Annotated in this window: 18 protein-coding genes; 6 read left to right on the top strand and 12 right to left on the bottom strand. The window is 63.3% G+C overall.

What is annotated here, in order from left to right:
- The first annotated feature begins 198 nt into the window (after positions 1-198).
- Positions 199-810 carry a 1-acyl-sn-glycerol-3-phosphate acyltransferase gene (locus IGS60_RS12595; RefSeq protein ID WP_070313465.1) on the top strand — a complete coding sequence of 204 codons (612 nt, stop codon included), beginning with the start codon at positions 199-201 and terminating at the stop codon, positions 808-810.
- A 5-nt stretch (positions 811-815) separates the two neighbouring features.
- Here the strand turns inward: IGS60_RS12595 and IGS60_RS12590 are convergent, their stop codons facing one another.
- The 12 genes from IGS60_RS12590 to tssK all read right to left on the bottom strand — a co-directional run bounded on the left by IGS60_RS12590 (position 816) and on the right by tssK (position 15,767).
- Positions 816-1,376, bottom strand: a complete 561-nt coding sequence (locus tag IGS60_RS12590) for a HupE/UreJ family protein (protein WP_230504710.1) — start codon at positions 1,374-1,376, stop codon at positions 816-818.
- Positions 1,373-2,011, bottom strand: coding sequence for an urease accessory protein UreG (gene ureG, locus IGS60_RS12585; RefSeq protein WP_100873508.1), 639 nt, complete (start codon positions 2,009-2,011; stop codon positions 1,373-1,375). The genes IGS60_RS12590 and ureG overlap by 4 nt, the downstream gene beginning before the upstream one ends.
- A 22-nt stretch (positions 2,012-2,033) precedes the next feature.
- Positions 2,034-2,714: an urease accessory protein UreF gene (locus tag IGS60_RS12580; protein ID WP_121669901.1), complete on the bottom strand. Its 681-nt coding sequence runs from the start codon at positions 2,712-2,714 to the stop codon at positions 2,034-2,036.
- Entirely contained in the window at positions 2,714-3,229 is a 516-nt protein-coding gene (gene ureE / locus IGS60_RS12575; protein ID WP_230504708.1) for an urease accessory protein UreE, read from the bottom strand. The genes IGS60_RS12580 and ureE overlap by 1 nt, the downstream gene beginning before the upstream one ends.
- A gap of 12 nt (positions 3,230-3,241) precedes the next feature.
- Entirely contained in the window at positions 3,242-4,942 is a 1,701-nt protein-coding gene (gene ureC, locus IGS60_RS12570) for an urease subunit alpha (RefSeq protein ID WP_230504706.1), read from the bottom strand.
- Between the two features lies 1 nt (position 4,943).
- A complete protein-coding gene (locus IGS60_RS12565; RefSeq protein ID WP_034751935.1) occupies positions 4,944-5,273 on the bottom strand; it encodes an urease subunit beta in 330 nt (109 codons plus the stop codon).
- A gap of 30 nt (positions 5,274-5,303) precedes the next feature.
- The gene (locus IGS60_RS12560) at positions 5,304-5,606 is read right to left on the bottom strand and encodes an urease subunit gamma (protein ID WP_230504704.1); all 303 of its coding nucleotides are present in this window, start codon (positions 5,604-5,606) and stop codon (positions 5,304-5,306) included.
- A 41-nt stretch (positions 5,607-5,647) separates the two neighbouring features.
- Positions 5,648-6,490, bottom strand: a complete 843-nt coding sequence (locus IGS60_RS12555; protein ID WP_230504702.1) for an urease accessory protein UreD — start codon at positions 6,488-6,490, stop codon at positions 5,648-5,650.
- A gap of 154 nt (positions 6,491-6,644) precedes the next feature.
- Positions 6,645-8,855, bottom strand: a complete 2,211-nt coding sequence (locus IGS60_RS12550; RefSeq protein ID WP_230504700.1) for a GGDEF domain-containing response regulator — start codon at positions 8,853-8,855, stop codon at positions 6,645-6,647.
- Between the two features lie 175 nt (positions 8,856-9,030).
- The gene (locus IGS60_RS12545; protein WP_230504698.1) at positions 9,031-11,196 is read right to left on the bottom strand and encodes a HAMP domain-containing sensor histidine kinase; all 2,166 of its coding nucleotides are present in this window, start codon (positions 11,194-11,196) and stop codon (positions 9,031-9,033) included.
- Positions 11,193-14,258 (bottom strand): PAS domain-containing hybrid sensor histidine kinase/response regulator, encoded by a 3,066-nt coding sequence (locus tag IGS60_RS12540; RefSeq protein WP_230504697.1) that lies wholly within the window; start codon positions 14,256-14,258, stop codon positions 11,193-11,195. The genes IGS60_RS12545 and IGS60_RS12540 overlap by 4 nt, the downstream gene beginning before the upstream one ends.
- A 162-nt stretch (positions 14,259-14,420) precedes the next feature.
- On the bottom strand, positions 14,421-15,767 hold the full coding sequence (gene tssK, locus IGS60_RS12535; RefSeq protein ID WP_070219426.1) for a type VI secretion system baseplate subunit TssK: 1,347 nt from the start codon (positions 15,765-15,767) through the stop codon (positions 14,421-14,423).
- 175 nt (positions 15,768-15,942) lie between these two features.
- Between tssK and tssF the strand changes: the two genes are divergently transcribed.
- The 5 genes from tssF to IGS60_RS12510 are packed head-to-tail and all read left to right on the top strand — an operon-like array spanning position 15,943 to position 23,477.
- Positions 15,943-17,748: a type VI secretion system baseplate subunit TssF gene (gene tssF / locus IGS60_RS12530; protein ID WP_230504694.1), complete on the top strand. Its 1,806-nt coding sequence runs from the start codon at positions 15,943-15,945 to the stop codon at positions 17,746-17,748.
- Positions 17,748-18,737: a type VI secretion system baseplate subunit TssG gene (tssG, locus tag IGS60_RS12525; RefSeq protein WP_162995730.1), complete on the top strand. Its 990-nt coding sequence runs from the start codon at positions 17,748-17,750 to the stop codon at positions 18,735-18,737. The genes tssF and tssG overlap by 1 nt, the downstream gene beginning before the upstream one ends.
- A 28-nt stretch (positions 18,738-18,765) precedes the next feature.
- On the top strand, positions 18,766-19,020 hold the full coding sequence (locus tag IGS60_RS12520; protein WP_070219429.1) for a PAAR domain-containing protein: 255 nt from the start codon (positions 18,766-18,768) through the stop codon (positions 19,018-19,020).
- Positions 19,021-19,032: 12 nt separating this feature from the next.
- On the top strand, positions 19,033-21,627 hold the full coding sequence (locus tag IGS60_RS12515; RefSeq protein ID WP_230504693.1) for a type VI secretion system Vgr family protein: 2,595 nt from the start codon (positions 19,033-19,035) through the stop codon (positions 21,625-21,627).
- Positions 21,624-23,477, top strand: coding sequence for a triacylglycerol lipase (locus IGS60_RS12510; protein ID WP_230504691.1), 1,854 nt, complete (start codon positions 21,624-21,626; stop codon positions 23,475-23,477). The genes IGS60_RS12515 and IGS60_RS12510 overlap by 4 nt, the downstream gene beginning before the upstream one ends.
- Positions 23,478-23,479: the final 2 nt, after the last annotated feature.

Genomic DNA, 23,479 nt, shown 5'->3' with positions numbered 1-23,479 from the left:
ACCGTGCATTTAGTGCCCGGCACAGGAAGCAAGCATGGTTAAAATGGCAGTACAAACGGCGCCGACACCGCATGGATAGCGGCCTCGGCTGCTTGTCGCCACCGCCAGCCCCGTATAAAATGCCTGCGCAGAATTTTTGCTTCAAGGAAAATGGCCACCAGCGCCATCCCATTAAAACAGTGTCACTGAAGGGTATCAATGGACGATTTATTTGTACAAGCGGGCGACTTGCCGACCTGGCACCAGCGCTGCGCGCTGCGCGTGCTGCACCTGTTCGGCTGGCGCCTGCGCTTTCGCCCCTTGCCGGGTCCGCGCGGCATCGCCGTCGTCTACCCGCACACGTCCAACTGGGATTTCATGGTGGGCCTGTTCGGCAAATGGGCGCTGTCCTTGCCGTTCCGCTGGCTGGCCAAGGATTCGCTGTTCCGCGGCCCCATGGGCAAGGTGCTGCGCTATCTCGGCGGCGAACCCGTCGACCGCAGCACCACCAGCGGCACGATCCAGCGCCAGGCCGAACGCATGCTGGCCGCAGACTGGTACTGGCTGGCCATCACGCCGGAAGCGACGCGCAGCTACCGCCCGAACTGGAAAAGCGGCTTTTATCACCTGGCCGTCGCCGCCAAGGTGCCGCTGCTGCTGGTCTACATCGACTACCCGAACAAGGTGCTGGGCGTCGTCGACCATTTATACTTGACGGGCGACAAGGAGGCCGACATGGCGGCGATTGCCGCCGTGTATGCGGGCCACCAGGGCTTGCATCCTGAAATGGCGGCGCCCATCGTGCTGTCCGACAAGCGCCCCGGCGCGTAAGCCGCTCAAGCAACCCCCATCAGCACCACGCCGGCGGCCGTCAAGGCCACGCCGGCCACACGCAGCACGCGCTCGGCCAGCACCTGGCCGACGACACGTCCCGCACACAGCAGCATGGCCGAGGCCAGCATGAAGCCGCACGCGGCCGAGGCGGCCGGCAATTCCTGGCCATGCGCATTGCCATGCGCGAGCGCAAATACGCCCACCAGCCCCATGCCGAGCCAGTTCGGCAAGGCCAGCGCCAGCGCGATGGCCAGTCCCACCAGCGCCACCGTGGCGGCGATACCCGTTTCCAGCCCGGGCACCGTCAAGCCTGCCATGCCGGCAAGCGCGCCGAGCAGCATCATGCCGAGAAACGTGGCGGGCTGCCCCCAGCCGCGGCGCTGCTGGCCGCCCCACAGTCCCACGCCCAGCATGGCCAGCAAATGGTCGATGCCCGTGAACGGGTGGGCGAAGCCGGCCAGGAAGCCCACGCTGTCGCCATGGCCTGGGTGGGCCATCGCGGGCAAGGCCAGCAGGCACAGGGCCGCCACGGCGGCCGTTTTTGTCATCAGTGTTGCGCTCATTGCAGCTCCTTGCCGGGTTGATCGAGCAAACCTTGCTCGCGGATAAAATCGATGACGACCTGCACGCCGTCGCCGCTGCGCAGGTTGGTAAACACGAAGGGGCGCTCGCCGCGCATGCGCCTGGCGTCCTGCGCCATCACGTCGAGGTTGGCGCCCACATACGGCGCCAGGTCCGTCTTGTTGATGATCAGCAAATCCGAGCGCGTGATGCCGGGCCCGCCCTTGCGCGGGATTTTTTCGCCGCCGGCCACGTCGATCACGTAGATCGTCAGGTCCGACAGTTCCGGGCTGAAGGTGGCGGCCAGATTGTCGCCGCCCGATTCGACCAGGATCAAATCAAGATGCGGAAAATCTGCCTGCATGCGCGCGATCGCTTCCAGGTTGATCGACGCGTCCTCGCGGATGGCCGTGTGCGGGCAGCCGCCCGTCTCCACTCCCATCAGCCGTTCGGCCGGCAAGGCGTCGGCGCGCAGCAGGATTTCCATGTCTTCCTTGGTGTAGATATCGTTCGTGATGACGGCCATGTCGTAGCGCTCGCGCATGCCCTTGCACAGCATTTCGCACAGGGCCGTCTTGCCCGAGCCGACGGGCCCGCCTATGCCCACGCGCAAGGGATTGGAGGTAATCGATGTCATGTTTGCTCTCTCATTGAATAGTTCAGGAACGGTACAAGCGGCTGTACTGCACTTCGTGCCGCATCGACAGCAGCGACAGGCCTGGCGCCCAGTTGCCCATCTCGTCGTCTGGTAACGTTTGCGCCGTGAGGGCAGCCGCTTCCAGGTCCGGCCGCAGCGACAGCAGCAAACGCTGGCCCGCCACCTGCCCCAGCGGCACGGATTTCACGCAGACGAGCACCTGGTTTTCCGCCCAGGCGAACAGCATGGCCAGCAGCGCTTCCTCGCGCGGAATGGCCAGCGCCGCCACGGCGCAGGCATACGCGGTGGGTAAAGCCACTTCCGGTTCGCCCTGCAGCATGTCGATCAAGACGCCATCGGCCACGCCCAGCTCGGCCAGCAGCTTGGTCAAGGAATATCCCATCTGGATGGTTTCGGCGCGAAATTCCGCCGTGTCGCGCGAAGCGATGAAGCGCTCGCTCCAGCGCTGCACGGCGCGCAGATCCTGCGCTGCAAACGCCTGCATCAAGCGCCAGCACAGGGGCGCTTCCCAGCGCGCCACCACCTGCGCCAAGTGTTGCGCGATCCATGCGCGCGCCGTGGCCGCGTCGTGCACCAGGCTTGACTCGAGCGCCGCTTCCAGCCCCTGCGAATAGCTGTAGGCGCCGATCGGCAAGGCCGGGCTGGCGAACTGCAGCAAATGCAGCAGGGCCGACGCCTGCATCACGCAGTGTCACCGGGGCGGTGGATTTTCTGCCGCAGCGGCACGGGCGCCAGCAAGTGCTGGCCGTGGCCGTCGTGGTGGCCATGGCCGCCGCCATATGCGCCCGCTTCCGGTTCGAACGGCGCGCTTTCTTCCGTCACGGTCGCCCGCAAGCCTTCGAGCATCTCCTTGAGCACCACGTCCTTGCGGATGCGCAAAAAGCCGTCGCCCACCTGCGCCTGCGTGTGGCGGTTCCCCAGATGGAAAGCGCAGCGCAGCAAGGTGTGCGCATCCGCGCAGCGCACCAGATAGGTCGGTTCGCGCGCGGCGACGATCTGCACCACCTGCCCGCCCGGCCCCGTCATGCGCTCGCCGTCGCGCAGCACCGTGCCGCGCACGGTGAACACGGCCACATCCTCGCCATCCGACAGCACGGCGCGCAGCCGGCATTTTTCGCGCTGGTCGTAGGGCAGCACGAGTTGGGCAACGGCGGCGCGAGGATCGTCAGCCGCCAGTTTGGTATGCAAAGTCAGCATGATGTCTCCCGCTTAAAATAGAAAATAACGCTGCGCCATGGGCAGCACGGCGGCCGCCTCGCACACGAGCAGCTGGCCGTCGGCGCGCACGGCGTAGGTTTCCGGGTCCACTTCCATATGCGGCGTGGCGCCGTTGTGGATCATGTCGTGCTTGCGCAAGCCGCGCATGTTTTTCACGGCGATGACGGATTTATTGAGTTTGAGCTGGTGCCCGATATCGAGGTCATACGCCGCCTGCGAGACAAAGGTGAACGACTTTTTCAGGCCACCGCCGAAGGCACCGAACATCATGCGGTAATGCACGGGCTGCGGCGTGGGGATCGAGGCGTTCGGGTCGCCCATCTGCGCGGCGGCGATCATGCCGCCTTTTAAAATCATCGACGGCTTGACGCCGAAAAACGCGGGCTTCCACAGGACGATGTCGGCGATCTTGCCCGCCTCGATGGAACCGACCACGTGCGAAATCCCGTGCGTGATGGCCGGGTTGATCGTGTACTTGGCGATGTAGCGCCTGGCGCGGAAATTGTCGCTGCGCGCCGTGTCGGGTGCCAGGGCGCCCCGCTGCACCTTCATCTTGTGCGCCGTCTGCCAGGTGCGCATGATCACTTCGCCGACGCGGCCCATCGCTTGCGAATCGGACGACATCATCGAGATGGCGCCGATATCGTGCAAGATATCTTCGGCGGCGATGGTTTCGCGGCGGATGCGCGACTCGGCAAAGGCCACGTCTTCGGCAATGGCCGGGTCCAGGTGGTGGCACACCATCAGCATGTCCAGGTGCTCGTCGAGCGTGTTGACGGTGAAGGGGCGCGTGGGATTGGTCGACGAGGGCAGCACGTTGGACTGGCCCACGGCGGCGATGATGTCGGGCGCATGGCCGCCGCCCGCCCCTTCCGTGTGAAACGTGTGGATGGTGCGGTCCTTGAAGGCGGCCAGGGTGTGCTCGAGAAATCCGCCCTCGTTGAGGGTGTCGCTGTGCAGCGCCACCTGGATATCCATGCGGTCCGCGACGGACAGGCAATTGTCGATGGCGGCCGGCGTGCTGCCCCAGTCTTCATGCAGTTTCAGGCCGATGGCGCCCGCGCGCACCTGTTCTTCCAGGGGCAGCGGCAGGCTGACGTTGCCTTTGCCCATGAAGCCCAGGTTCATCGGGAAGGCGTCGGCGGCCGCCAGCATGGCGTGCAAGTGCCACGGTCCCGGCGTGCAAGTGGTGGCGGCCGTGCCCACGGCCGGCCCCGTGCCGCCGCCCAGCATGGTGGTCACGCCGCTCATCAGGGCTTCCTCGATCTGCTGCGGGCAGATGAAATGGATGTGCGTGTCGACGCCGCCGGCCGTGACGATCATGCCTTCGCCGGCGATGATTTCCGTGGCGCCGCCGATGGCTAGGGTCACGCCGGGCTGGATGTCGGGATTGCCCGCCTTGCCGATGCCGAAAATCAGACCGTTTTTCAGGCCGATGTCGGCCTTCACGATGCCCCAGTGGTCGAGGATGACGGCATTCGTGATGACGGTATCCATCACCTCGGCCGCGCAGCGCTGCGACTGGCCCATGCCGTCGCGGATGACTTTACCGCCGCCGAATTTCACCTCTTCGCCGTAGATCGCATAGTCATGCTCGATCTCGATGAACAGTTCCGTGTCGGCCAGGCGGATGCGGTCGCCCTTGGTGGGGCCGAACATCTCGGCATATGCGCTGCGGGGAATGCTGGCCATCTCAATCCTTTCCCGGTGGTGTGTCTTGCAGTTCGCCCATCACTTCGCCGTTGAAGCCGTAAACCTTGCGCTCGCCCGCCAGCGCCACCAGTTCCACCGTGCGCTGCTGGCCCGGTTCGAAGCGCACGGCCGTGCCGGCCGTGATATTGAGGCGCATGCCGTAGGCACGCCAGCGCTCGAAGGCCAGCGCCGGATTGACTTCAAAAAAGTGAAAGTGCGAGCCGACCTGGATCGGCCGGTCGCCACGGTTGGCCACCACCACGGTGGCCGTGGCGCGCCCCGCATTCAAGCTGATTTCGCCTTCTTCCAATTGGTATTCGCCTGGGGTCATGAGGGGCTCCTGTCAATGTCGCTTGTAGGGTTACGGTATCGGGTGGTGCACGGTCACCAGCTTGCTGCCGTCGGGGAAGGTCGCTTCCACCTGGATGTCGGGGATCATATCGGCGATGCCGTCCATGACGTCGGCGCGCGAGAGTATCTTGGTGCCGTCCGACATCAGCTGCGCCACCGACTTGCCGTCGCGCGCGCCCTCCATGATGGCGGCGCTGATCAGGGCCACCGCTTCCGGGTAATTCAATTTCAAGCCGCGCGCAAGGCGCCGTTCGGCCAGCAGCGCAGCCGTAAAAATGAGCAGCTTGTCTTTTTCGCGGGGAGTCAGGTCCATGGTTTTCCTTGCGCTTCTTTCCTGATTAAGTGTTCCAGATGCTAAGTGTTCCAGATGCGGGGCACGACGGCGTCGCGTCCAAGCATGGCGGGGCGCAGCAACTGCCAGGCGGCCAGCATGACGCGGCGCGCCGCTTCGCTGTCGCCGCACAGCAGGCGCACCACCACCAGCGATTTCATGTGCGTGGCGCCAAACGCGGCGCCTTCCGGCACGGCGATCTCGCGCACGGCCGCCAGTACGGCGGAAGAAACGGGCCGGCCGACGGCGATCAGGGTGGCGCATACCGTGTGCCCGCCCAATCCCAGGGGGCTGGCCATCAGGGCGCCGCCGGCGGCCAGCACGCCCTGCTCCCACCACAGCAGCTTGCCGCCGCGGCGGATCTGCACCTGCTGGCTGATGCTGCCCGTGTTAAACATTTCGCCTGCGGCGCTGCGGCCCAGGCAAACGATGTCGCAGCCGATGTAGCCGGCGTCCGCCGCCAGGTCCACCTCATGGCGCAGGCGCACGCAGGCCTGGTCGAAGAAAATGCTTTCCTGCGGCAGCCACTCGATCGCCGCGCCGCTGCCCGCGCGCAGCACGATGTGCTGGCCCGAGACATGGCCGTTGGCGCGGTACCATTTGGCGGCGCCCGGTGACGTAAGCAAGGCGTGCGCGCCCTCGCCGGCCGTGGCGTCGACGGCCAGCTGGTCGCCGCCCACCACGCCGCCGGGCGGATGGATGATGATGGCGTGGCAGACGGCATCGCCTTCCGGATACAGGGGCTTTTGCACGCGCAGGGGGCCGCTGTGCGTGCGCTCGACGAGGCGGCTGACGCCATCGTGCAGCGCAAAGCCCAGGCGCAGGTGCGCCTGCCAGGCGCCGTGTGCGCTGGCTGGTGGAGGCATGACTGGGTGGCTGCTGTCTGGCATGCGGGGCAATCGCGTAAATAAGCGATTACCTAAGCAGGATATGTGCCAGCATCAGGTGAAGGAAACGTGAGAATCGTGCACCGCGTTGCAGCGAATGCACTGGCATGGTGCAGCGACCGCACCGCGGCGTTTATGCCTGGGCCATGGCCAGGGTGCGCCGTTCGCGCAGCAAGGCTGTAAACAGTGCGGCGCCCAGGGGGCGGCTGAAATAATAGCCCTGCATTTCATCGCAGCCGTGTTCCGTCAGGAAGGCGACCTGCTCGCGCGTTTCCACGCCTTCGGCGATGACGCGCATGTCGAGGTTGTGCGCCAGCGAGATGACGGAACGGGCGATGGCCGCGTCGCTGCTGCTGGTGGTGACGTCGTCGACAAAGGATTTGTCGATCTTCAGCACGTCGATGGGAAAGCGCTTCAGGTAACCGAGGCTGGAATAGCCGGTGCCGAAGTCGTCGAGCGAAATGCCTACGCCGATGTCCTTCAGGCGCGTGAGGGCCGCCACGGCCTTGTCCGGGTCGCCCATCACCGTGCTTTCCGTGATCTCGATGCCGAGGCAGGCGGGCGCGATGCCGTACTTGCGCAGGGCCGCCTCGACGAAGGGCACCGTGCGGTCCTGCGCGAACTGCTTGCCGGACAGGTTGACGGCCACCTTGATGCTGCCCAGGCCCGCATCGTGCCACACACGGATCTGCGCGCACACGCTTTCAAGCACCCATTCTCCGATAGCCGTGATCAAGCCATATTCCTCGGCCAGCGCGATGAACAGGCCGGGCGGCACCTTGCCCAGCACAGGATTATTCCAGCGCAATAACGCTTCCGCGCCCAGCATGGCGCCCGTGCGCAAGCACATCTGCGGCTGGTAATGCACTTCGAATTCATCGCGGCCGATGGCGCCGCGCAGCTGCTGCTGCATGGCCAGGCGGGCGCGGATATCGCTGCCCATGCGCTCCGTGAAGAAGGCGTAATGGTCGCGCCCCATTTCCTTGGCGCGCACGAGGGCCGTGTCGGCATGGCGCAGCACGTCGTCGAGGCTGTCGCCGTCGGCCGGGCACATGGCGATGCCGATGCTGGTGGTCAGCGCCAGGCGCTCGCCGTCAACACTCAATTCTTCGCGCAAGCCGGCCAGGATGGTTTGCGCCAGCCCCAGGGTACGTCCCAGCAGGGCATCGTCCTGCAGCAGGATCTGGAATTCGTCGCCGCCCTGGCGCACCACAGTGTCGCCCTCGCGTACGCAGCCGGACAGGAAGCGCGCCACCACCTGCAGCGCCTTGTCGCCGACGGCCTGGCCGTGCGAATCGTTGATGTTCTTGAAGCGGTCCAGGTCCAGGCACATCAGCACCACCTGCTGGCTGTCGCGCACGGCGTTCGCGCGCGCCTGTTCGAAGCGCTCGCGCAGCAGCACGCGGTTCGGCAAGCCCGTCAGCGCGTCGTGGTAGGAGAGGAAATCGATCAGATGCTGCTCGGCCTTGCGCTCGCTGATGTCGAGGAAGACGCCCACATAGTTGACGACGGCGCCATCGGGCCCGTGCACGGTGGAGACGCTGAGCAGGCAGGGATAGGTGTCGCCGCTCTTGCGCCGCGTCTGCACCTCGCCCGACCAGCAGCCGCTGCTGCGCAAGCCCTGGCGCAGGGCCAGCAGCACCGCTTCGCCCGTGTATTCGGCATGCAGGCGCATGATGTCCGTGCCCACCACTTCCTGCGCCGCGTAGCCGGTGATGCGGGTAAAAGCGGGATTGGCCGTGACGATGATGCCGGCCGGATCGGTGATCAGGATGGCGTCCTGGGTGGCTTCGAAGACCTGGCCCGACAGGCGCAGCAATTCTTCATTGGCGCGGCGGATCTGCACTTCGTGCGCCAGCGTGCTGGCCACCTGTTCCAGTTCGGCCGTGCGTTCGGCCACCCGGCGTTCCAGGTTGGCGCGCTCCTGCGCCAGCTGCAGCTGCGCCCGCGCCAGACGCACATGCGCATCGGTGCGGGCGAGGATTTCCTCGGCCTGGAAGGGCTTGGCGATGAAATCGACGGCGCCCAGCGCAAAGCCGCGCACCTTGTCGTCCGTATCGTACTGGGCCGACAGGAAGATCACCGGCACCTGCTGCAGGGACGGTATCTCCTTCAGGCGGCGGCACACTTCAAAGCCGTCGAGGCCGGGCATGCGCACGTCGAGCAGGATCAGCTCCGGCGGGCGCGCCTGGGCCGTCCACAGGGCCAGTTCGCCGTTCGGCGCCTGGCGCACCGCGTAGCCGGCGCCGCCCAGCAAATCGCTCAACAGCTTCAGCGAAGCCGGCGTATCTTCAACGATCAGTACTTCGCCCTTCGAATTCACTTCCGAAAAATCGCGGTGCATGTAGCAGTTCTCTCAGCTTTGGATGAGGCGCGGCGGTCCGTTGCCACGCTGGACAAGACATTTTCTTTGCGATGAACTACGTACTATCATCATAATCTTTATTGCAATTTAGCACCATCCATCGGCCCTACTTAGTCCGTCTTTTCAGCGAAACCGATGTTGTCAGCCCACACTTTTACGTGTGCGCCAGCGCCCCCTCATTCTCCAGCAAGCCGCACAGCTGGCGGTATTGATGCTGGTCGAGCATGGCCTGCAGCGGCGCCAGCAACGGCGCCGCCACCGCTGGCAAGGCCGCCAGCAGCAGGGCCACCCTGGCCAGGTTCAATTCGCGCAGCGCCACCAGCAAGGCGGCGCGTTCTTCCCCCGTCAGCAGCAGCAAGTCTTGTGCCCGCAGTGCCGGCAACGCCTCGGGCGCCGGCGCCACGGGCAGCGGCACAGGCGCCGGCACGGGCGCTTCGGCCGCCTGCGCGGGGATGCTGAAGCGGAAGGTGGCGCCCTGCCCCGGCGTCGACTCCACCGTCAGTTCGCCGTTCATCAGCTGCACGAATTCGCGCGAGATGGCCAGGCCCAGGCCCGTGCCATCCTTCGGCCCCGCGCTGTCGGCCTGCACGAAGGGCTCGAAGATGCGCTGCTGGTCCTCCGGGGCGATACCGATGCCCGTGTCGCTGACGGCGAACGACAGCCCCCATTGGTCGCCAGCGCGCCGCTCGCCGCGCACGCGCAGGGTGACTTCGCCGCCGCCGGCGAACTTGACGGCGTTCGACATCAGGTTCAGCAGCACCTGGCGCAAGCGTGTCGCATCGAGCAGCACGGCCGCCGGCAGGCTCGCGCAATCGAGGCGCAGGGCCAGCCCCTGCTGCTCGGCGCGCATGCCCAGCATGTCCATCACTTCCTGCAGCAGCGGCGCCAGCGCCACCACGGCCGTCTGTGCCTGCAGGCGCCCCGCCTCGCCCTTCGACAGTTCGAGAATTTCATTGATCAGGGTGAGCAAATGGTTGCCCGAGCGGTGGATGATGGCCAGGTTGCGCTTCTCATCGTCCTGCATGTTCGGCGAGGCGGCCATCAGGCGCGAAAAGCCGATCACGGAATTCAAGGGCGTGCGCAGTTCATGGCTCATGTTCGCCAGGAAGGTGCTCTTGGCGCGGTTCGCTGCCTGCGCCTGGCTGACGGCCACCGACAGGGCGCTCGTGCGCTCGGCCACCAGTTCTTCCAGGTGATGGCGGTGGCGCAGCAGTTCCAGTTCCGCCTCGCGGTGCGCCGTGATGTCGTAGTTCGAGCCCACCAGGCGCATGGGGCGGCCCTGGCCGTCACGGAAGATCACGGCATCGGCCTTGATGTAGCGGATGGCGCCGTCGGGCCACAGGATGCGGTACTCATGCGTGAACGCCTGGCCGGCACCCAGCGCGGCGCGCAGGGCCTCCTTGGCGGCGGGCACGTCGTCCGGCGCCAGCGCCCTGCGCCAGATCGCCGCCGGCGCCATGCCGCTTTCCGCGTCGGCCTTGAACTGCGCATACATCTGTTCATCCCACTGCAAGGCATCGCTGCTGACGTTCCAGTCCCAGATGCCGATGCTGGCCGCGCCGGTGGCCATCTGCACGCGCTCCTCGCTGCGCTGCAGGGCGCGGTAGCGGCTGTCGAGCAGCGCCACCATGTCGCGGATGGAACGGTACAAGGTGCGCAGCTCGCCCAGGAACCACGCTTTCGGCGGCGTGCCGGGCGCTTCGCCCTGCCCCGCCTGGATGCCGGCCGCATACTGGCCGATCGCCTTCAGGGGCTTGAGCATCAGACACCACATGAGCAGCCAGATGCTGGCCACGAGGATCACGTCGAGCGCCACGATCATGGCGCCGATGCCCAGCGCGCGCTGGCGCAGCTGCGCGTGCAGCAGGGCCGGCGTCGCATACACGGCCACGCTGCCGATGACCTGTCCGCCCATCGTCACGGGGCGCCGCTGCACCAGCCAGCCCGGTTCCGCGGACAGCGAAGAAAAGCTGCCGATGGCGCCGGACGCAGTGCGGCGCAGGACCAGCGCTTCCTTGCCGATGCCCGGCGTGAGGGAACTGGCCACCAGGTCGCGCTTGCCCAGCATGCTGCGCATGATGGCCTGCATCTGCTTTTCATCGAGATTCCACAATGGCAGTTCGATGGCCACGGCCAGCTGGTCCGCGCTTACGGACAGGCTGCCCTGCAGCTGCTGCCAGCGCTGCTCGCGTTCGGACTGGTAAAACAGCACGGCAAACACCAGCAGCAGCGCGGTGACGACAAAGGTCAGCGCCACGCTGACGGCCAGCACGATGGAGACGCCGCCCAGGCGCGCATCTTTGGGGGCGTATGGCGTCATGCGCCTTCGCCCTGCGGCTCGCTGGTTGGCTGCGCCAGCAGGGCGCACAGCGGCTGGTACTGGTGCTGCTCCAGCATGGCGGCGATGTGCGCGGTCAGCTGCGGCAGGCTGGTCGCCACGCCGGCCAGCACGATGGCGCTGCGCCGCAAATCGAGGGCTTGCACGGATTCGAGCAGCGCCTGCCGCTGGGCGGCGCTCAGCTGGCCCAGCGCCTGCTGCAGGTCGAAGGCGGCGGCCGGCACGCGCGGCGCTTGGGCGGCAGTGCGCTGGAAGCGCAGGCCCAGTTGCTGCTCCAGCATGGCGAACAGGTGTTCCTGCTCGATCGGTTTGCGCAGGAAGCCGTCGGCGCCGGCCGCCAGCGCCTCCTGCTTTTCTTCCTCGAAGGCTGAGGCAGTCATGATCACCAGGCGCGGCTGCACCAGCGCCGGCTGCGCGCGCAGCCAGCGCGTCAGCGCCAAACCATCCAGGTCCGGCATGCGCCAGTCGCTGAGCACGATGTCGTAGCGCTGCGCCGCCAGCATCGCTTGCGCCTGCACGCCGCCCGCCGCTTCCTGGAGCTGGAAGCCCAGCGGCGCCAGCAAGCCGGCCAGCAGCTTGCGGCAGTTGTCGTCATCGTCGACCAGCAGCACCATGCGCCCGCGCTGGGACGGCGGCAGGCGCGCCACGCGGCCCGGCGCCTGCGCCGCGAGGGCCGGCTGCCGCAGCACGGGCGCGTGCAGCTCGAAACTGAAGCGGGAACCGGCGCCCAAGGTCGATTCGACGCGCAGCTCGCCGCCCATCAGGCGCACGAATTCGCGCGAAATGGTCAGCCCCAGTCCCGTGCCCGCCTGCGCCACGGCGCTGTCGGCCTGCACGAACGGTTCAAAGATGCGTTCCAGGTCCTCTTCCGCGATGCCGCTGCCCGTATCGCGCACGGCAAACGCCAGCGCCATTTGCCCGTCGCCGTCCGCCTGGCAGCTCAGCGACAGGGTCACGCTGCCCTGCTCGATGAACTTGAGCGCGTTCGACAGCAAATTGAGCAGCACCTGGCGCAGCTTGGCGCCGTCGAGGCGCACCAGCGGGGGCACGCCGTCGCGCTCGAGCCGCAGCGCGATGCCCTGGTCGCCCGAGCGCATGCGCACCATCTCGAGCACCTCGTCGAGCAAGCCGTTCAAGTCCACGGACCCCGCCTGCAGCTGCATGCGGCCCGCCTCGATTTTCGACAATTCCAGGATATCGTTGATCAAGGTCAGCAAATGGTGGCCGGCGCGGTTGATGATGGCCAGGTTGTGTTTTTCTTCCTCGAACATGCTGCTCGAATCGGCCATCATCTGCGAAAAGCCGATCACGGAATTCAAGGGCGTGCGCAATTCGTGGCTCATGTTGGCGAGAAAAACGCTTTTCGCGCGGTTCGCCGATTCGGCCTCGGTGACGGCCACCGACAGGGCGGCCGTGCGCTGCTGCACCAGTTCTTCCAGGTGGTCGCGGTAGCCGAGCAGCTCCTGCTCGCTTTGCTTGCGCTCGGAAATGTCGACGATGCCGCTGCGCACCAGGCGCCGCCCTTCCATCGGCAAGCGCACCAGCCGCACTTCGCAGGGAAAGACGCTGCCGTCGGCGCGCCGCACATGGCGCTCGACCAGGATGGGTTCACCGAGCATGGCGCGGCGCAGATGCTCTTCCATCATCAGGCCCAAAGACATGCCGTCGGGCTGCTCCGTGCTATACAGGTCGAACGGCCCGCGCGCCAGCAGCGCTTCGCGCGACATGCCCAGCATGCGTTGCGCGCTGCTGTTGGCGTCGATGAAGCGGTCCTGGTCCAGGTCATACACGACGATCGCTTCAGGCGCATGCTCGACGAGGATGCGGAAGCGCTGTTCGCTTTCGCGCGCCTCGCTCTCTGCGCGGCGCAAACGCCGCCGCTGCAGCAGCAGGGCGCTCAGCAAGCCGGCCATCACGATGAAGACGCCGGCCGCCAGCAGCACGGCGGCGCGGTGTTCGTGCCACAGCTGCGGCGGGCGGTTGAAGAACAGCGTGTCCGGCGGCAGCTGGCTGATGTCGGCATCCCACCGCTGCAGCTGCTCCCAGTCGTACATGGGCACGGGGCGGACCGGCGGCAGCAAGGCGCCCGGCGCGGCTGGCGCCTTGCCGGCCAACACGGCCAGCGACATCTGCGCCACCTGCTGCGCAGCCCCTTCGATGTGCAGGAGGGAGCCGCCCAGGATGCCCTTGCCCACGTTCGTGTTGTACATGCCGAAGGCGGGCACGTTCGCCAGCCGCGCCAGTTCGCCGGCAAACTGCACGGGTGTGGCGATGGCGCCGGCCACGTCGCGGTTGACATTGCCCGCCACCAGCAACGTATCGGCGGGCAGGTGCGCCACCTTCACGCGCATCTGCGCCAGGGTCAGACCGTCGAGATACTCGATGTAAACCCTGCCCTGCCACGCCTGCGCCGCCTGCTGCATGCTGCGCTTCAAGGCCTGGTCGGCCTCGCTGACGCCAACGGCCATGACGATGGTTTTGGTCTCCGGGAACAGCGCCATCGCTTGCGCCAGGGTGCCGGGCAAATCGACGTTCGCCTTTTGCTGCCAGATGGCCAGCGGACTGCCGGCCGGCAAGGCCTTGCCCGAGGTGTTAATCGCCAGCACAGGCACGCCGCGCGCCAGCGGCGCCAGGTCGGACAACAAAAAATCGAGCGCCGGCTGCTGCATGGCGATGATCAGGTCGGCCTTGCGCCCCATCATCTGGGTGTATCTTAAAAGCAACAAATCACGCATCTCGTTGCGCAGCGCCGGGTCGCCCTGGGTATTGAGGTTCAGGTGCTCGACCATGATGTCTTCGCTGGCCAGGCCCGCGGCGGCCATGGCGGCCACGTAGGTGCGCGTGTACGATTCCACGCCGGCGCGGCCGTAATCGTAGGCGTTGAGGACCAGCACGCGCTGGCCCTGGTGCGGCGGCGCAGCGGCTGGCGCCGCCGCCGGCACGGCGGCCGGGGCTGCGGCGACACAGAATGCCAGCAGCAATGCGCGGCCGCAGCGGTACACCGCTGCCCTGCCCGTCCCGCCGCCAGGCACATCACGCATCATTCGCCATGCCCATGCTCACCCTCGCCTGTCACCATGTTTCAACTATGCGCCGGCCATTCAGCCACCGACACTTACAAAAACATGATAACGTCAACTGCCGGGGCAAGTCTATTCCTTAGGGCAATCTTTTGACAATACCCCGGCGCGTCAGGCCAAGCATCGTTACGCGGCTGTACTACTGATACCGAACAATTCCAGCTTCAGCCCTTTTATGCCAGACGGCACATAAATCGCAATCGCCTGGGCCTTGATCATGCTGTCATAGATACTGCCCTTGTTATCGATCGAAAAGTAATACGTATTGGGCCGTACTGGCACCTCGGCGGGAACCTGGGCCATATGGCGCAACTCGGCACCCGGCAGTGCCCTGCCCAGTAGCAGTTCGATATTGTCCGGAGATGAAATCTTGAACTGCAACGGCACCGTGGCGACCAGTTCCAGCGCCGGCATATCGGCGTTTACCGCAAGACAGAGTTCGGTCTGACGGTCAATCCGCTTGGCATCGAGCAAGCCGTAATAGTGGGTGTTCTGTTGCGCGTCGTTCGATAGCGCGATCGGGAAATAGCGCGACAGGAGCACAGTATCGATCAGGTCACGAATGATGCCATCGAGCTTGCCGAAGCCGGCAGCCGCGTCATCGTGACAATAAGCGGGCAAGTCGCTCAGTGTGTATTTCTTCGAAAACGTCATCAAGCCACCGGCCAACGCCATCAATTTTTCAAACAAATACACGGGATGGTGGCGCCGGTAACTGGCGCAATGACTGAGCGTGGCGCTGGCCATGCTCAAGGTATGGAGCATCCAGAACGAGGCAACATCCCCGCCATGAAATTCCACCGTATTGTTACCAGGCTGACGGTGGCGGCTGTACAGCGCCTCAATTTTCGCCCCCATGCGATCGATCAGCGAATCGAGCATTTTCTGCAGCGAGGACTCTGCACTGATGGTCAGGCCAGGTGGGATGAAGGAAGCATCGATGTCAAAGCCGCCATTGCCAGCGCGGTACAAACGGATCACCGGGATGGCAAGGTAATCATTCAGAGGGTCCAGTTGGGACAGCAGATACACGCGTTTCTTCAGGTAAGCCACGTCTATGCTGACTGCCTCGCTGTACAGATCCGGTGTTTCGATATCCGCCTGGACATAGCGCGCACCGGCAGAGCTCACATTGCCGCCATGTGCCTGCAGCGCGGGCAGCGCGGCATAAAAAGTAAAGCTATGTTCGCTGGAAGGGAGTTTGGACAGGTCAACCGCACTGGGCAACACGTCGCCCAGCGGCGCTTCAAACAGTTCTCCGTCCTGAAAGACGAGCGACATGGCGTCTGCCCGCAGGCTATTGTTGGCCAGCGCATCCGCATTCCAGCTGACGCCGTGCACGCCCCATAAATGTGGGTTAATGAGCGAGGCCAGACGTTGCAGGCGCGCTTCATGGTAGCGGTCCAGCTGCTGGAATTGCTGGGGACCGATAGCCAGGCCTTCGGACCAAAGTAATTTGGATGGCAATGTCATTGCGTTCTCCGTGTTGACCGTTGGAATCTTTCTGCTTTGCCAGTCTGATGTTGGCAGCGTGGAAGTCCTTGATGTTGCGCAGTAACCCTGTTCAATTATTTGCGCAAACGCAATTTTCCTTGGAGCAAACGCTCGGATACTGGCCATTCCGCCGCGAAGACACAGGAAAAGAAAGATGGAAGACTTGCTGCCGTATTTCGAACGCGAGCTGGTGATGCTGCGGCGACATTGCCGTGAGTTTGCCGAGCGCTATCCGAGAATCGCCGGCAAATTGCATATGTCTGGCGAATCTTGCGAAGATCCGCACGTGGAACATTTGATCGAATCGGTGGCCATGCTGGCGGCACGCATCTCAAAACGGCTCGATGACGACTATCCGCAATTTACCGAAGCCTTGTTCGAAGCCCTGTTCCCGCATTACCTGCGTCCCTTTCCATCCTGCAGCATCGTGCGCCAGTGCGCCCCGGCGGCCGGAGCGGATGCTTTGCACCTGCCTGCCGGCAGTGAAATGGATACAGCGCCGGTGCGTGGCGTACGCTGCCGCTTCAAGACGGCGTACGATATGACGACCGGCGCATCGGTACTGGACAGCGCCGCTTTCGATGCGATGATCAAGGCGCCACCGGGCGTACGCCTGCCAGCATCGGCCAGCGCCTCGCTGAACATCGGCATCAGGCATCCCGGTGCGGCGCCCGCGTCGCTGCGCGTTTTCATCGATGGCGAGGCTTCTTTTTCCGCCGCATTGCGCGATGCCTTGTTCATGCATACCGTCTGTGCTTTTGTGTCGGCCGACGCGGCGCAATGGACGGCCCTGCCCGCCGTCCCTTTGGCCCCCGTCGGCTTCGCCGACTCGGATGCCTTGATACCGTTCGGTGCCCGTTCGCAGCCGGCATACCGCATCCTGAGCGAGTATTTTGCGTATCCGGAAAAATTCAATTTCTTTGACATCGATATCGCGGCGCTGAGTGCCGCCTTGCCGCTTGCTTGCCAGCGCTTCACCCTCCATCTGTGCATGGCCGGTTTGCGACCCGATTCCGCGACGGCGCGCATGTTGTCCAGCATTTCCAGCGAAAACTTGAAGCTGGGCTGCAGTCCGGCGGTCAATCTCTTCCGCCAGGAGGGCGTGCCGATCTCCGTCACCCGGCAGAAAACCGACTATCCCGTGCTGGCCCATGCCACCCATGCGCATGGCTACGAAGTCGTCTCCATCGACTCCGTGCGTTTGCTGCGCCAACGCGGCGGCGAAAGCACGCTGAGCGAATTCCGCCCGCTGTACAGCCTGCGGCATGGCGAGGGTACGGCGCAACAAGGCCATTACTGGATCATGCGCCACGATACGGCGTTGGCCATCAAAAGCCCGGGTCATGAAAAGAAAATCACGCTGATCGACAGCGACTTCAATCCCCTGATCCATGAAAAGGCCAGCTTGTCGCTGTCGCTGACATGCAGCAACCGCGATCTTCCCCTTGCACTCAAATACGGCCAGCCGCAAGGAGACTTGCAACCGTGCGCTGGCGGACCCGCGCTGCACATGCTGCGACGCCCCAGCCAGCCGCGACGCTTTTCGCCAGGCGCAGGTCTGCACTGGCGCCTGATTTCGCATCTGGCGCTGAATCATCACGCACTGGTCCAGGAGGGACTGCCGGCGCTGCGCGAAATGCTGACGCTGTACGACCTGTCCCAATCGGCAAGTTCGCAACGCCAGATAGGCGGCATCGTCGCGCTGGCGCACTCGCCAACCACGACATGGCTGCGGCACAGGCGCGGCACCTCGCTGGCGCATGGCGTGGAAGTGCGCATCACGCTGGACGAGGAAGCCTTTATCGGCAGCGGCATGCACCTGTTTGTGCAGGTGATCGACCACTTTCTTGGCCTGTATGTGCAAATCAACAGTTTCATCGAACTGGTGGTGCTGTCACTGCAAAGCGGAGAGGAGCTGATCCGATGCAAACCAAGAAGCGGATTGCAGAATCTGGTGTAATGCAACACTTGCTCGCCGAGCCTTACCGCTACCAGTTCGTGCAGGCGGTGCGTATTCTGCTGTGCTGGCTACGTCAGCAGAACGTGTCCCATGCACAAGCCTTCAGCCAGGTGCTGCGCTTCAAGAACAGCCTGTCCTTGAACTTTCCAGCCAGCGAAATCGAGCAGCTCTCGCTCGACGAGCATGAACAACTGATCCTGACACCGACTTTCATGCGTTTTCTGGGCGCCAGCGGCACCTTACCCTTGCATCACTCGGAACGCATCGCCGCCTGCCGCCTGTCGAGCAAGGACGCCGGCGTCTCGGCCTTCCTCGATATCTTTTCGCACCGCATGGTCTCGCTGTATTGCCAGGCATGGGAAAAATATCGCCTGGAGTCCGCACGCGAGACCCATGCAAAAGATGCGCAACTGCCCTTGCTGACGGCACTGGCCGGCGTACCGCGCGATGCGCTGCCATCGAACGGCGAAGCTGGCGCCGTGACGCAGGACGTCGCAGCCTGGTACGCTGGCCTGCTGCGCTGCCGCCCCGTTTCAGCTCAGGCGATAGGTCCCGTGCTGGCCGAATACTGCGGCGTACCCGTCACCCTGCAACAATTTGTCGGGGGCTGGGACTATCTGGAAAAAAACCGGCGCAGCCTGCTGGGCAGTGTCAACTTCGTTCTGGCGCGCGGCGCAACGCTTGGTCTGCGGCTGTGGCGCCAGGACATGCGCGTCTGCCTGCATATCGGCCCGCTGGATACTGCCGGCCTGCAACGCTTCCTGCCGCACAGCGCAGGTGCGGCGGCACTGGCAAAGATGCTGGCGCTGTTTGGCGTGCCGGATGTGCAATACGAAGTGCGGCTGATACTGAGTCCGCCGTGCATCCGGCCCCTGCTCCTGAGTTCCAACCCTTCAGAAAGAAGGCGCCTCGGCTGGACGACGTTCTTGCAGACGGCACAGGGCAAGGTACACGGCGCGCAGGTGCGTTATTTGCTGCAACTGGCTTGAGCAGTTTATCCCTGAAAGCGAGGCAAGCATGAAACATGCGGGACGCGGCGTCATCCGGCTAGGAGACGCAACCGATCACGGCGGCAAGGTCACCAGTGCATCGTCGGGCAGCACCGTGATGGGGAAGACGGCGGCGCTGGCCGACGACATGACTTTCTGTCCCAAGTGCAAGGGCAGCTTTCCCATCACGCCAGACGGCGCCGGCGCAAAGCACATGGGCAAGCCGTACGCCTATGACGGCGATGCCACCGCCTGCGGCGCCCGCCTGATCACATCGCTATAAGGGAGGCAGGCCATGCATGCAAGCATACAGGCGGCGTTATCGGCCTTTGACCTCGCCGCGCAAGAGCGGCGCCTGCTGAAGATCGATTTCCCCCATGACGATGGACCGGCCGGCGCCATCCTGCTGGTCAATTCGCTGACCGCCAGGGAAGAAGTATCGCGCGATTTCCGTTTCGAAGCCGAGCTGCTGTCGGACGACGCACACATCGCGCTCAAGGCCATGATGGGCCGCATGGTCACCATTTCCATGGTGCGCGACGATGGCACGCTGCGCCACTTTAACGGCTATGTGGGCGAATTCTGCCTGCTGCGCGCAGACGGCGGCTTCGCCTGGTACCGGATGGTGCTGCAGCCGTGGCTGGCCTTTGCCCGGCTGCGCCAGGACAACGTCTCCTTTCATGGCCAAAGCGTCATGCAGCTGACCGAAACAACGTTCGCGCACTACGGGCAGCGCGACTGGAAAACCAGCATCCATGGCGACGATCCACAGATTACCTGCGCCAACCAGCACAATGAAACCGATTACAACCACCTGCACCGGCGCTGGGAAGCCCTCGGCTGGCATTACTGGTACGAGCACCGCGCCGATGGCCACACCTTGTGGCTCGCGGACAACAGCACCCTGGCGGACATGATCGCCACGGCATCCGGCGACGGCGCCATGCGCTTTCACGCCGAGTCGGGTTCCCTGGAAGACGATGGCCTGCAACAATGGCAAGCCGTGCGCCGGATCGGCTCCGGGCAGCTGACCTTGGCCAGTTTCGACTATAAAAATCCGCAGCCACGCCTTGCCAGCGGCTACTCGCTGAATCGCCAGGGCGACGTATTTGCCCACGAGTTGTATGAAGATACGGGCGCCTATGGCTACAGCAATGTCGATGATGGAGAGTCCCTGGCACAGCGCCGCATGGAAGAAAGCGACCATCTGCGCCAGTATTTCGAGGCGGCAGGCAATCACCGTGGCGCGCAGCCCGGCCTTTGCTTCCGGCTCGATGGACATTTCAGCGCCGAGGAAAAGCGCTATCAGCCTGGCCAGGAACGCCCGGACAGTATTGCCGAACGCGAGTACCTGATCCTGTCAGCCGAGCATATCGCCAGCAACAATTATCAAGCGGGCCCCAGCGCGCCATCGGATTATGCGAACACGCTGGTGTGCGTGCGGCGGGACATTCGCTGGCGCCCGGGCCGTGGCTACAACAGCACGCCGTGCGTGGTTGCCGGCGTGCAGACGGCACTGGTGGTCGGGCCGGCCGGGGAAGAAATCCATACCGATGCCCTGGGACGCATCCGCCTGCAATTTCACTGGGACCGCCTGGGCAAATTCGATGAGCGCAGCTCGCCATGGATACGGGTCATGATGCCGATGGCGGGAGCGCAAATGGGACACATCGCCTTGCCGCGCGTGGGTCAGGAAGTGGTCGTGCAATTCCAGGACGGCAATATCGACCATCCCATCGTCATCGGCGTGGTCTACAACAGCGCCAATCCGCCGCCATGGCAATTGCCGCAGCAACGCGCCCTGTCCGGCGTGCGCAGCCGTGAACTGGGTGCCCGCAGCGCCAACCACCTGGTGCTCGACGACACCAAGGGCGCGATCCAGGCACAGCTGCGCAGCGAGCACCAGGACAGCCGGCTGTCATTGGGCAACATCACCCGCATCGACGACAACGCCGGCCGCAAGGAAGCGCGCGGCGCGGGCTTTGAATTGGCCAGCAATGCCTGGGGCGCCCTGCGCGCCGCCAAAGGCATGCTGATCAGCACAGAAACATCAGCAGGAACGGGATCGGTCAAACAGCTCGACGAAACACAGTCCCGTCTGGCGCAGGCACGCCAACTGCAGGAGGGACTGGCCGGCATGGCCGTCGATGCGGGCGCGCAGGACAGTACCGCACAGCAAGGCGCCGTGGTCGACGCCATCCAACGGCAAAACGCCGCCATCAAAGGCGCCGGCGGCGATTTCCCGGAACTGTCCGAACCACATCTGGTGCTGGCCAGCCCGGCCGGCATCGAGCTGAGCACGGGCCAGTCCATCCACCTGGCCGCCAGCGAGCATGTGGCGCTCAGCAGCAGCAAGCATATTTCACTCGCCAGCGGCGACAGCATGTTTGCCAGCATCGCCAGGAGCTTCAGCCTGTTCGTGCACAAGGCCGGCATGAAGCTGATCGCCGCCAGCGGCAAGGTGTCCATCGAAGCGCACAGCGACGAGGTCGAAGTCATTGCGAGGAAAGTGCTGTCGCTGATCAGCGAAGCGGACTGGGTCAACATCAAGGGCAAGAAAGGCATCCGCCTGCACGGCGCCAACCACATGCTGGAAATCAGCGACAAGGTGCAGTTCTTCACCTCCTCCCCCGTGCTCTTCAACGGCAACCTGGAGACCCTGGCGCCGAAGAGCGTGTCGCAGGAATTCAATGAACGGCCACACAGCAGTTTTGACCAGGAAGTGTTGCTGGTGAATGTCGACGATACACCGGCCGTTGGCATTGCTTTTGAAATCCTGCGCGATGACGGCAACATGCCCGGCAAAAGCGCGGAAGACGGTTCCACGCAGCTACAAAAATCCACGGGCATGGACAGCTACATCATTCGCTATAAGGGAGAACTGCCATGAGTAAATGTGAGGACTTGAATAACCGCGGCAATCATCCTGCAAAGTTTAGTCAGGGCGTGGGAGGGTGGGCGGAACTCGCTGTTTCGATGACGGAAACAAAAGATACTGCTCGGCATGACGTCACCGTGCCGCCTGGCAAAGTCATTCCTGTCATTTTCCTGCCAGGCGTGATGGGCAGCAATCTAAGGATGAGCAAGGTTCGCCAGGAAGAATTGCGCCGTCCAGACAATCGGGCTTGGCGGCCAGACGATATGATGGGTGCGGGAGGCAAGACGGCTGTCCTCACAGGCAACGGCTTGGGTGGCTGGTTCAAAGATGCGTCGCCACGGCAGCGTCAATTGGTGTTTGATCCCACAGAAACCGAAGTCGAGTATTACCACTATACCGAGAGCAATAGCCGCTTTGATCCAGATGGTGCGGAAACCAAAGCCGCGGATGCGCGGCATCAAAATGTGCCTGACAGCTTTACGCCCATTCCTCCTCTGATGGGAACGAACAGGATAGCGACAACATCACGCCCGAATCAAGGTAAAGCCTGCTCATATCAAAGCCCAGCACAAATAGCCCGTTGGCGAGGATGGAGTGAAGTGTTATTTGCTGGTGCGTACGGAACAATGTTGCGGGCTGCCGAATTGCATCTCAATAACATGATTTCCGACGGTAAGCCACATCCTGTCTGGCGTCAAACAAGTGGCCTTGGCGCACTGCTTTTGCAAGATCCAGAAAATTTTGGCGCGTCATCTGGGAAAGCCATTACCGTCAGCGATTTAAAGAAAATTTCTCCTTGCTGGTATCCAGTGCATGCGATGGGTTATAACTTTATCAAGAGCAATGGGGTATCCGCCGTCACTATTGCAGAGCGACTACGCGGCCTGGTCAAAGGCTACCAGGAACGCGGATTCAAATGTAACGAAGTCATCATCGTTACCCATAGCATGGGGGGCTTGCTGGCCCGTGCATTAATACACCCCAGCTATGGAAATATGTTAGACGATAAAGATGTAAAAATTCTGGGCATTTATCACAACGTGATGCCGACCATTGGCGCCGCAGGAGCGTATAAACGCATGCGTTTTGGATTTCAGGAAAGAGAAGGTTCGATAGCAAAAATAGAGGCCAGCATTCTAGGGATCGACGGTGAATACGCCACCGCCATTCTGGCAAATGCACCAGCGCCACTGGAAATGTTGCCAGGTGCGGCATATGGCCAGAATTGGCTGAAAATTGTAGATGCACAGGATAAAGTTTTATGGAGCTGGCCTCGCGATAAGGCCACTGCACTGGAAAGCATTTACCTTCAACCCGCCAATGCGTGGTGGAGGCTAATCAATCCAAAATGGGTAAACCCCGCAGACCTTCCTTATGAAAAAGGTGGGGGTATAGAAAGAACAATGGAGAGAATAACATCCGCCTCAAAATTTCTATCGTCCATAGAAAAAAAATTCCATCCAAAGACTTATGCAAGCTATTGCGCTTCCCGAAATTTTTTAAGTTACGGCGACGTCGTATTTAAATTAATTGAAGGTCTTCATAGTGGCTCAAATGATCCGTGGAATAAATTCGAGCCGTTACCTGAAAAATGGAAGTTACTTGAAGATGATGCAAAGGGACAACTCCTGGTCCAGGCCGGAGGTAAATTCTTAAAGTTAAGGCTACAAGCAGCTAATGCACGCGGTGATGGAACGGTGCCGTCAGACCGTTCTGCCCAGCATATCACAGGCACACTTTTCGTACATGGCACGGCGGAAGCGAACGGTTATGAACACCAGAACAGCTACGCCGATACAAATGTAATGGCATCCATGCTGTATTCCATCGTACAAATTGCCAAGACGGCAAAATGGGAGTAAGC

The sequence above is a fragment of the Janthinobacterium sp. FW305-128 genome (assembly GCF_020858135.1).
Classification (GTDB): Bacteria; Pseudomonadota; Gammaproteobacteria; order Burkholderiales; family Burkholderiaceae_D; genus Janthinobacterium.
Note: the sequence above shows the minus strand (reverse complement) of the source record. Positions and strands in the feature narration are given on the sequence as shown.

Bases quoted from the DNA above. Each gene is read 5' to 3' on its own strand.
- IGS60_RS12555 (WP_230504702.1), bottom strand. From the start codon at position 6,490: ATGCCTCCACCAGCCAGCGCACACGGCGCCTGGCAGGCGCACCTGCGC.
- ureG (WP_100873508.1), bottom strand. From the start codon at position 2,011: ATGACATCGATTACCTCCAATCCCTTGCGCGTGGGCATAGGCGGGCCC.
- IGS60_RS12580 (WP_121669901.1), bottom strand. From the start codon at position 2,714: ATGCAGGCGTCGGCCCTGCTGCATTTGCTGCAGTTCGCCAGCCCGGCC.
- IGS60_RS12515 (WP_230504693.1), top strand. From the start codon at position 19,033: ATGCATGCAAGCATACAGGCGGCGTTATCGGCCTTTGACCTCGCCGCG.
- IGS60_RS12540 (WP_230504697.1), bottom strand. From the start codon at position 14,258: ATGATGCGTGATGTGCCTGGCGGCGGGACGGGCAGGGCAGCGGTGTAC.
- IGS60_RS12565 (WP_034751935.1), bottom strand. From the start codon at position 5,273: ATGACCCCAGGCGAATACCAATTGGAAGAAGGCGAAATCAGCTTGAAT.
- IGS60_RS12560 (WP_230504704.1), bottom strand. From the start codon at position 5,606: ATGGACCTGACTCCCCGCGAAAAAGACAAGCTGCTCATTTTTACGGCT.
- tssK (WP_070219426.1), bottom strand. From the start codon at position 15,767: ATGACATTGCCATCCAAATTACTTTGGTCCGAAGGCCTGGCTATCGGT.
- IGS60_RS12590 (WP_230504710.1), bottom strand. From the start codon at position 1,376: ATGAGCGCAACACTGATGACAAAAACGGCCGCCGTGGCGGCCCTGTGC.
- tssF (WP_230504694.1), top strand. From the start codon at position 15,943: ATGGAAGACTTGCTGCCGTATTTCGAACGCGAGCTGGTGATGCTGCGG.
- IGS60_RS12550 (WP_230504700.1), bottom strand. From the start codon at position 8,855: ATGCACCGCGATTTTTCGGAAGTGAATTCGAAGGGCGAAGTACTGATC.
- IGS60_RS12510 (WP_230504691.1), top strand. From the start codon at position 21,624: ATGAGTAAATGTGAGGACTTGAATAACCGCGGCAATCATCCTGCAAAG.
- IGS60_RS12520 (WP_070219429.1), top strand. From the start codon at position 18,766: ATGAAACATGCGGGACGCGGCGTCATCCGGCTAGGAGACGCAACCGAT.
- ureC (WP_230504706.1), bottom strand. From the start codon at position 4,942: ATGGCCAGCATTCCCCGCAGCGCATATGCCGAGATGTTCGGCCCCACC.
- IGS60_RS12595 (WP_070313465.1), top strand. From the start codon at position 199: ATGGACGATTTATTTGTACAAGCGGGCGACTTGCCGACCTGGCACCAG.
- ureE (WP_230504708.1), bottom strand. From the start codon at position 3,229: ATGCTGACTTTGCATACCAAACTGGCGGCTGACGATCCTCGCGCCGCC.
- IGS60_RS12545 (WP_230504698.1), bottom strand. From the start codon at position 11,196: ATGACGCCATACGCCCCCAAAGATGCGCGCCTGGGCGGCGTCTCCATC.
- tssG (WP_162995730.1), top strand. From the start codon at position 17,748: ATGCAACACTTGCTCGCCGAGCCTTACCGCTACCAGTTCGTGCAGGCG.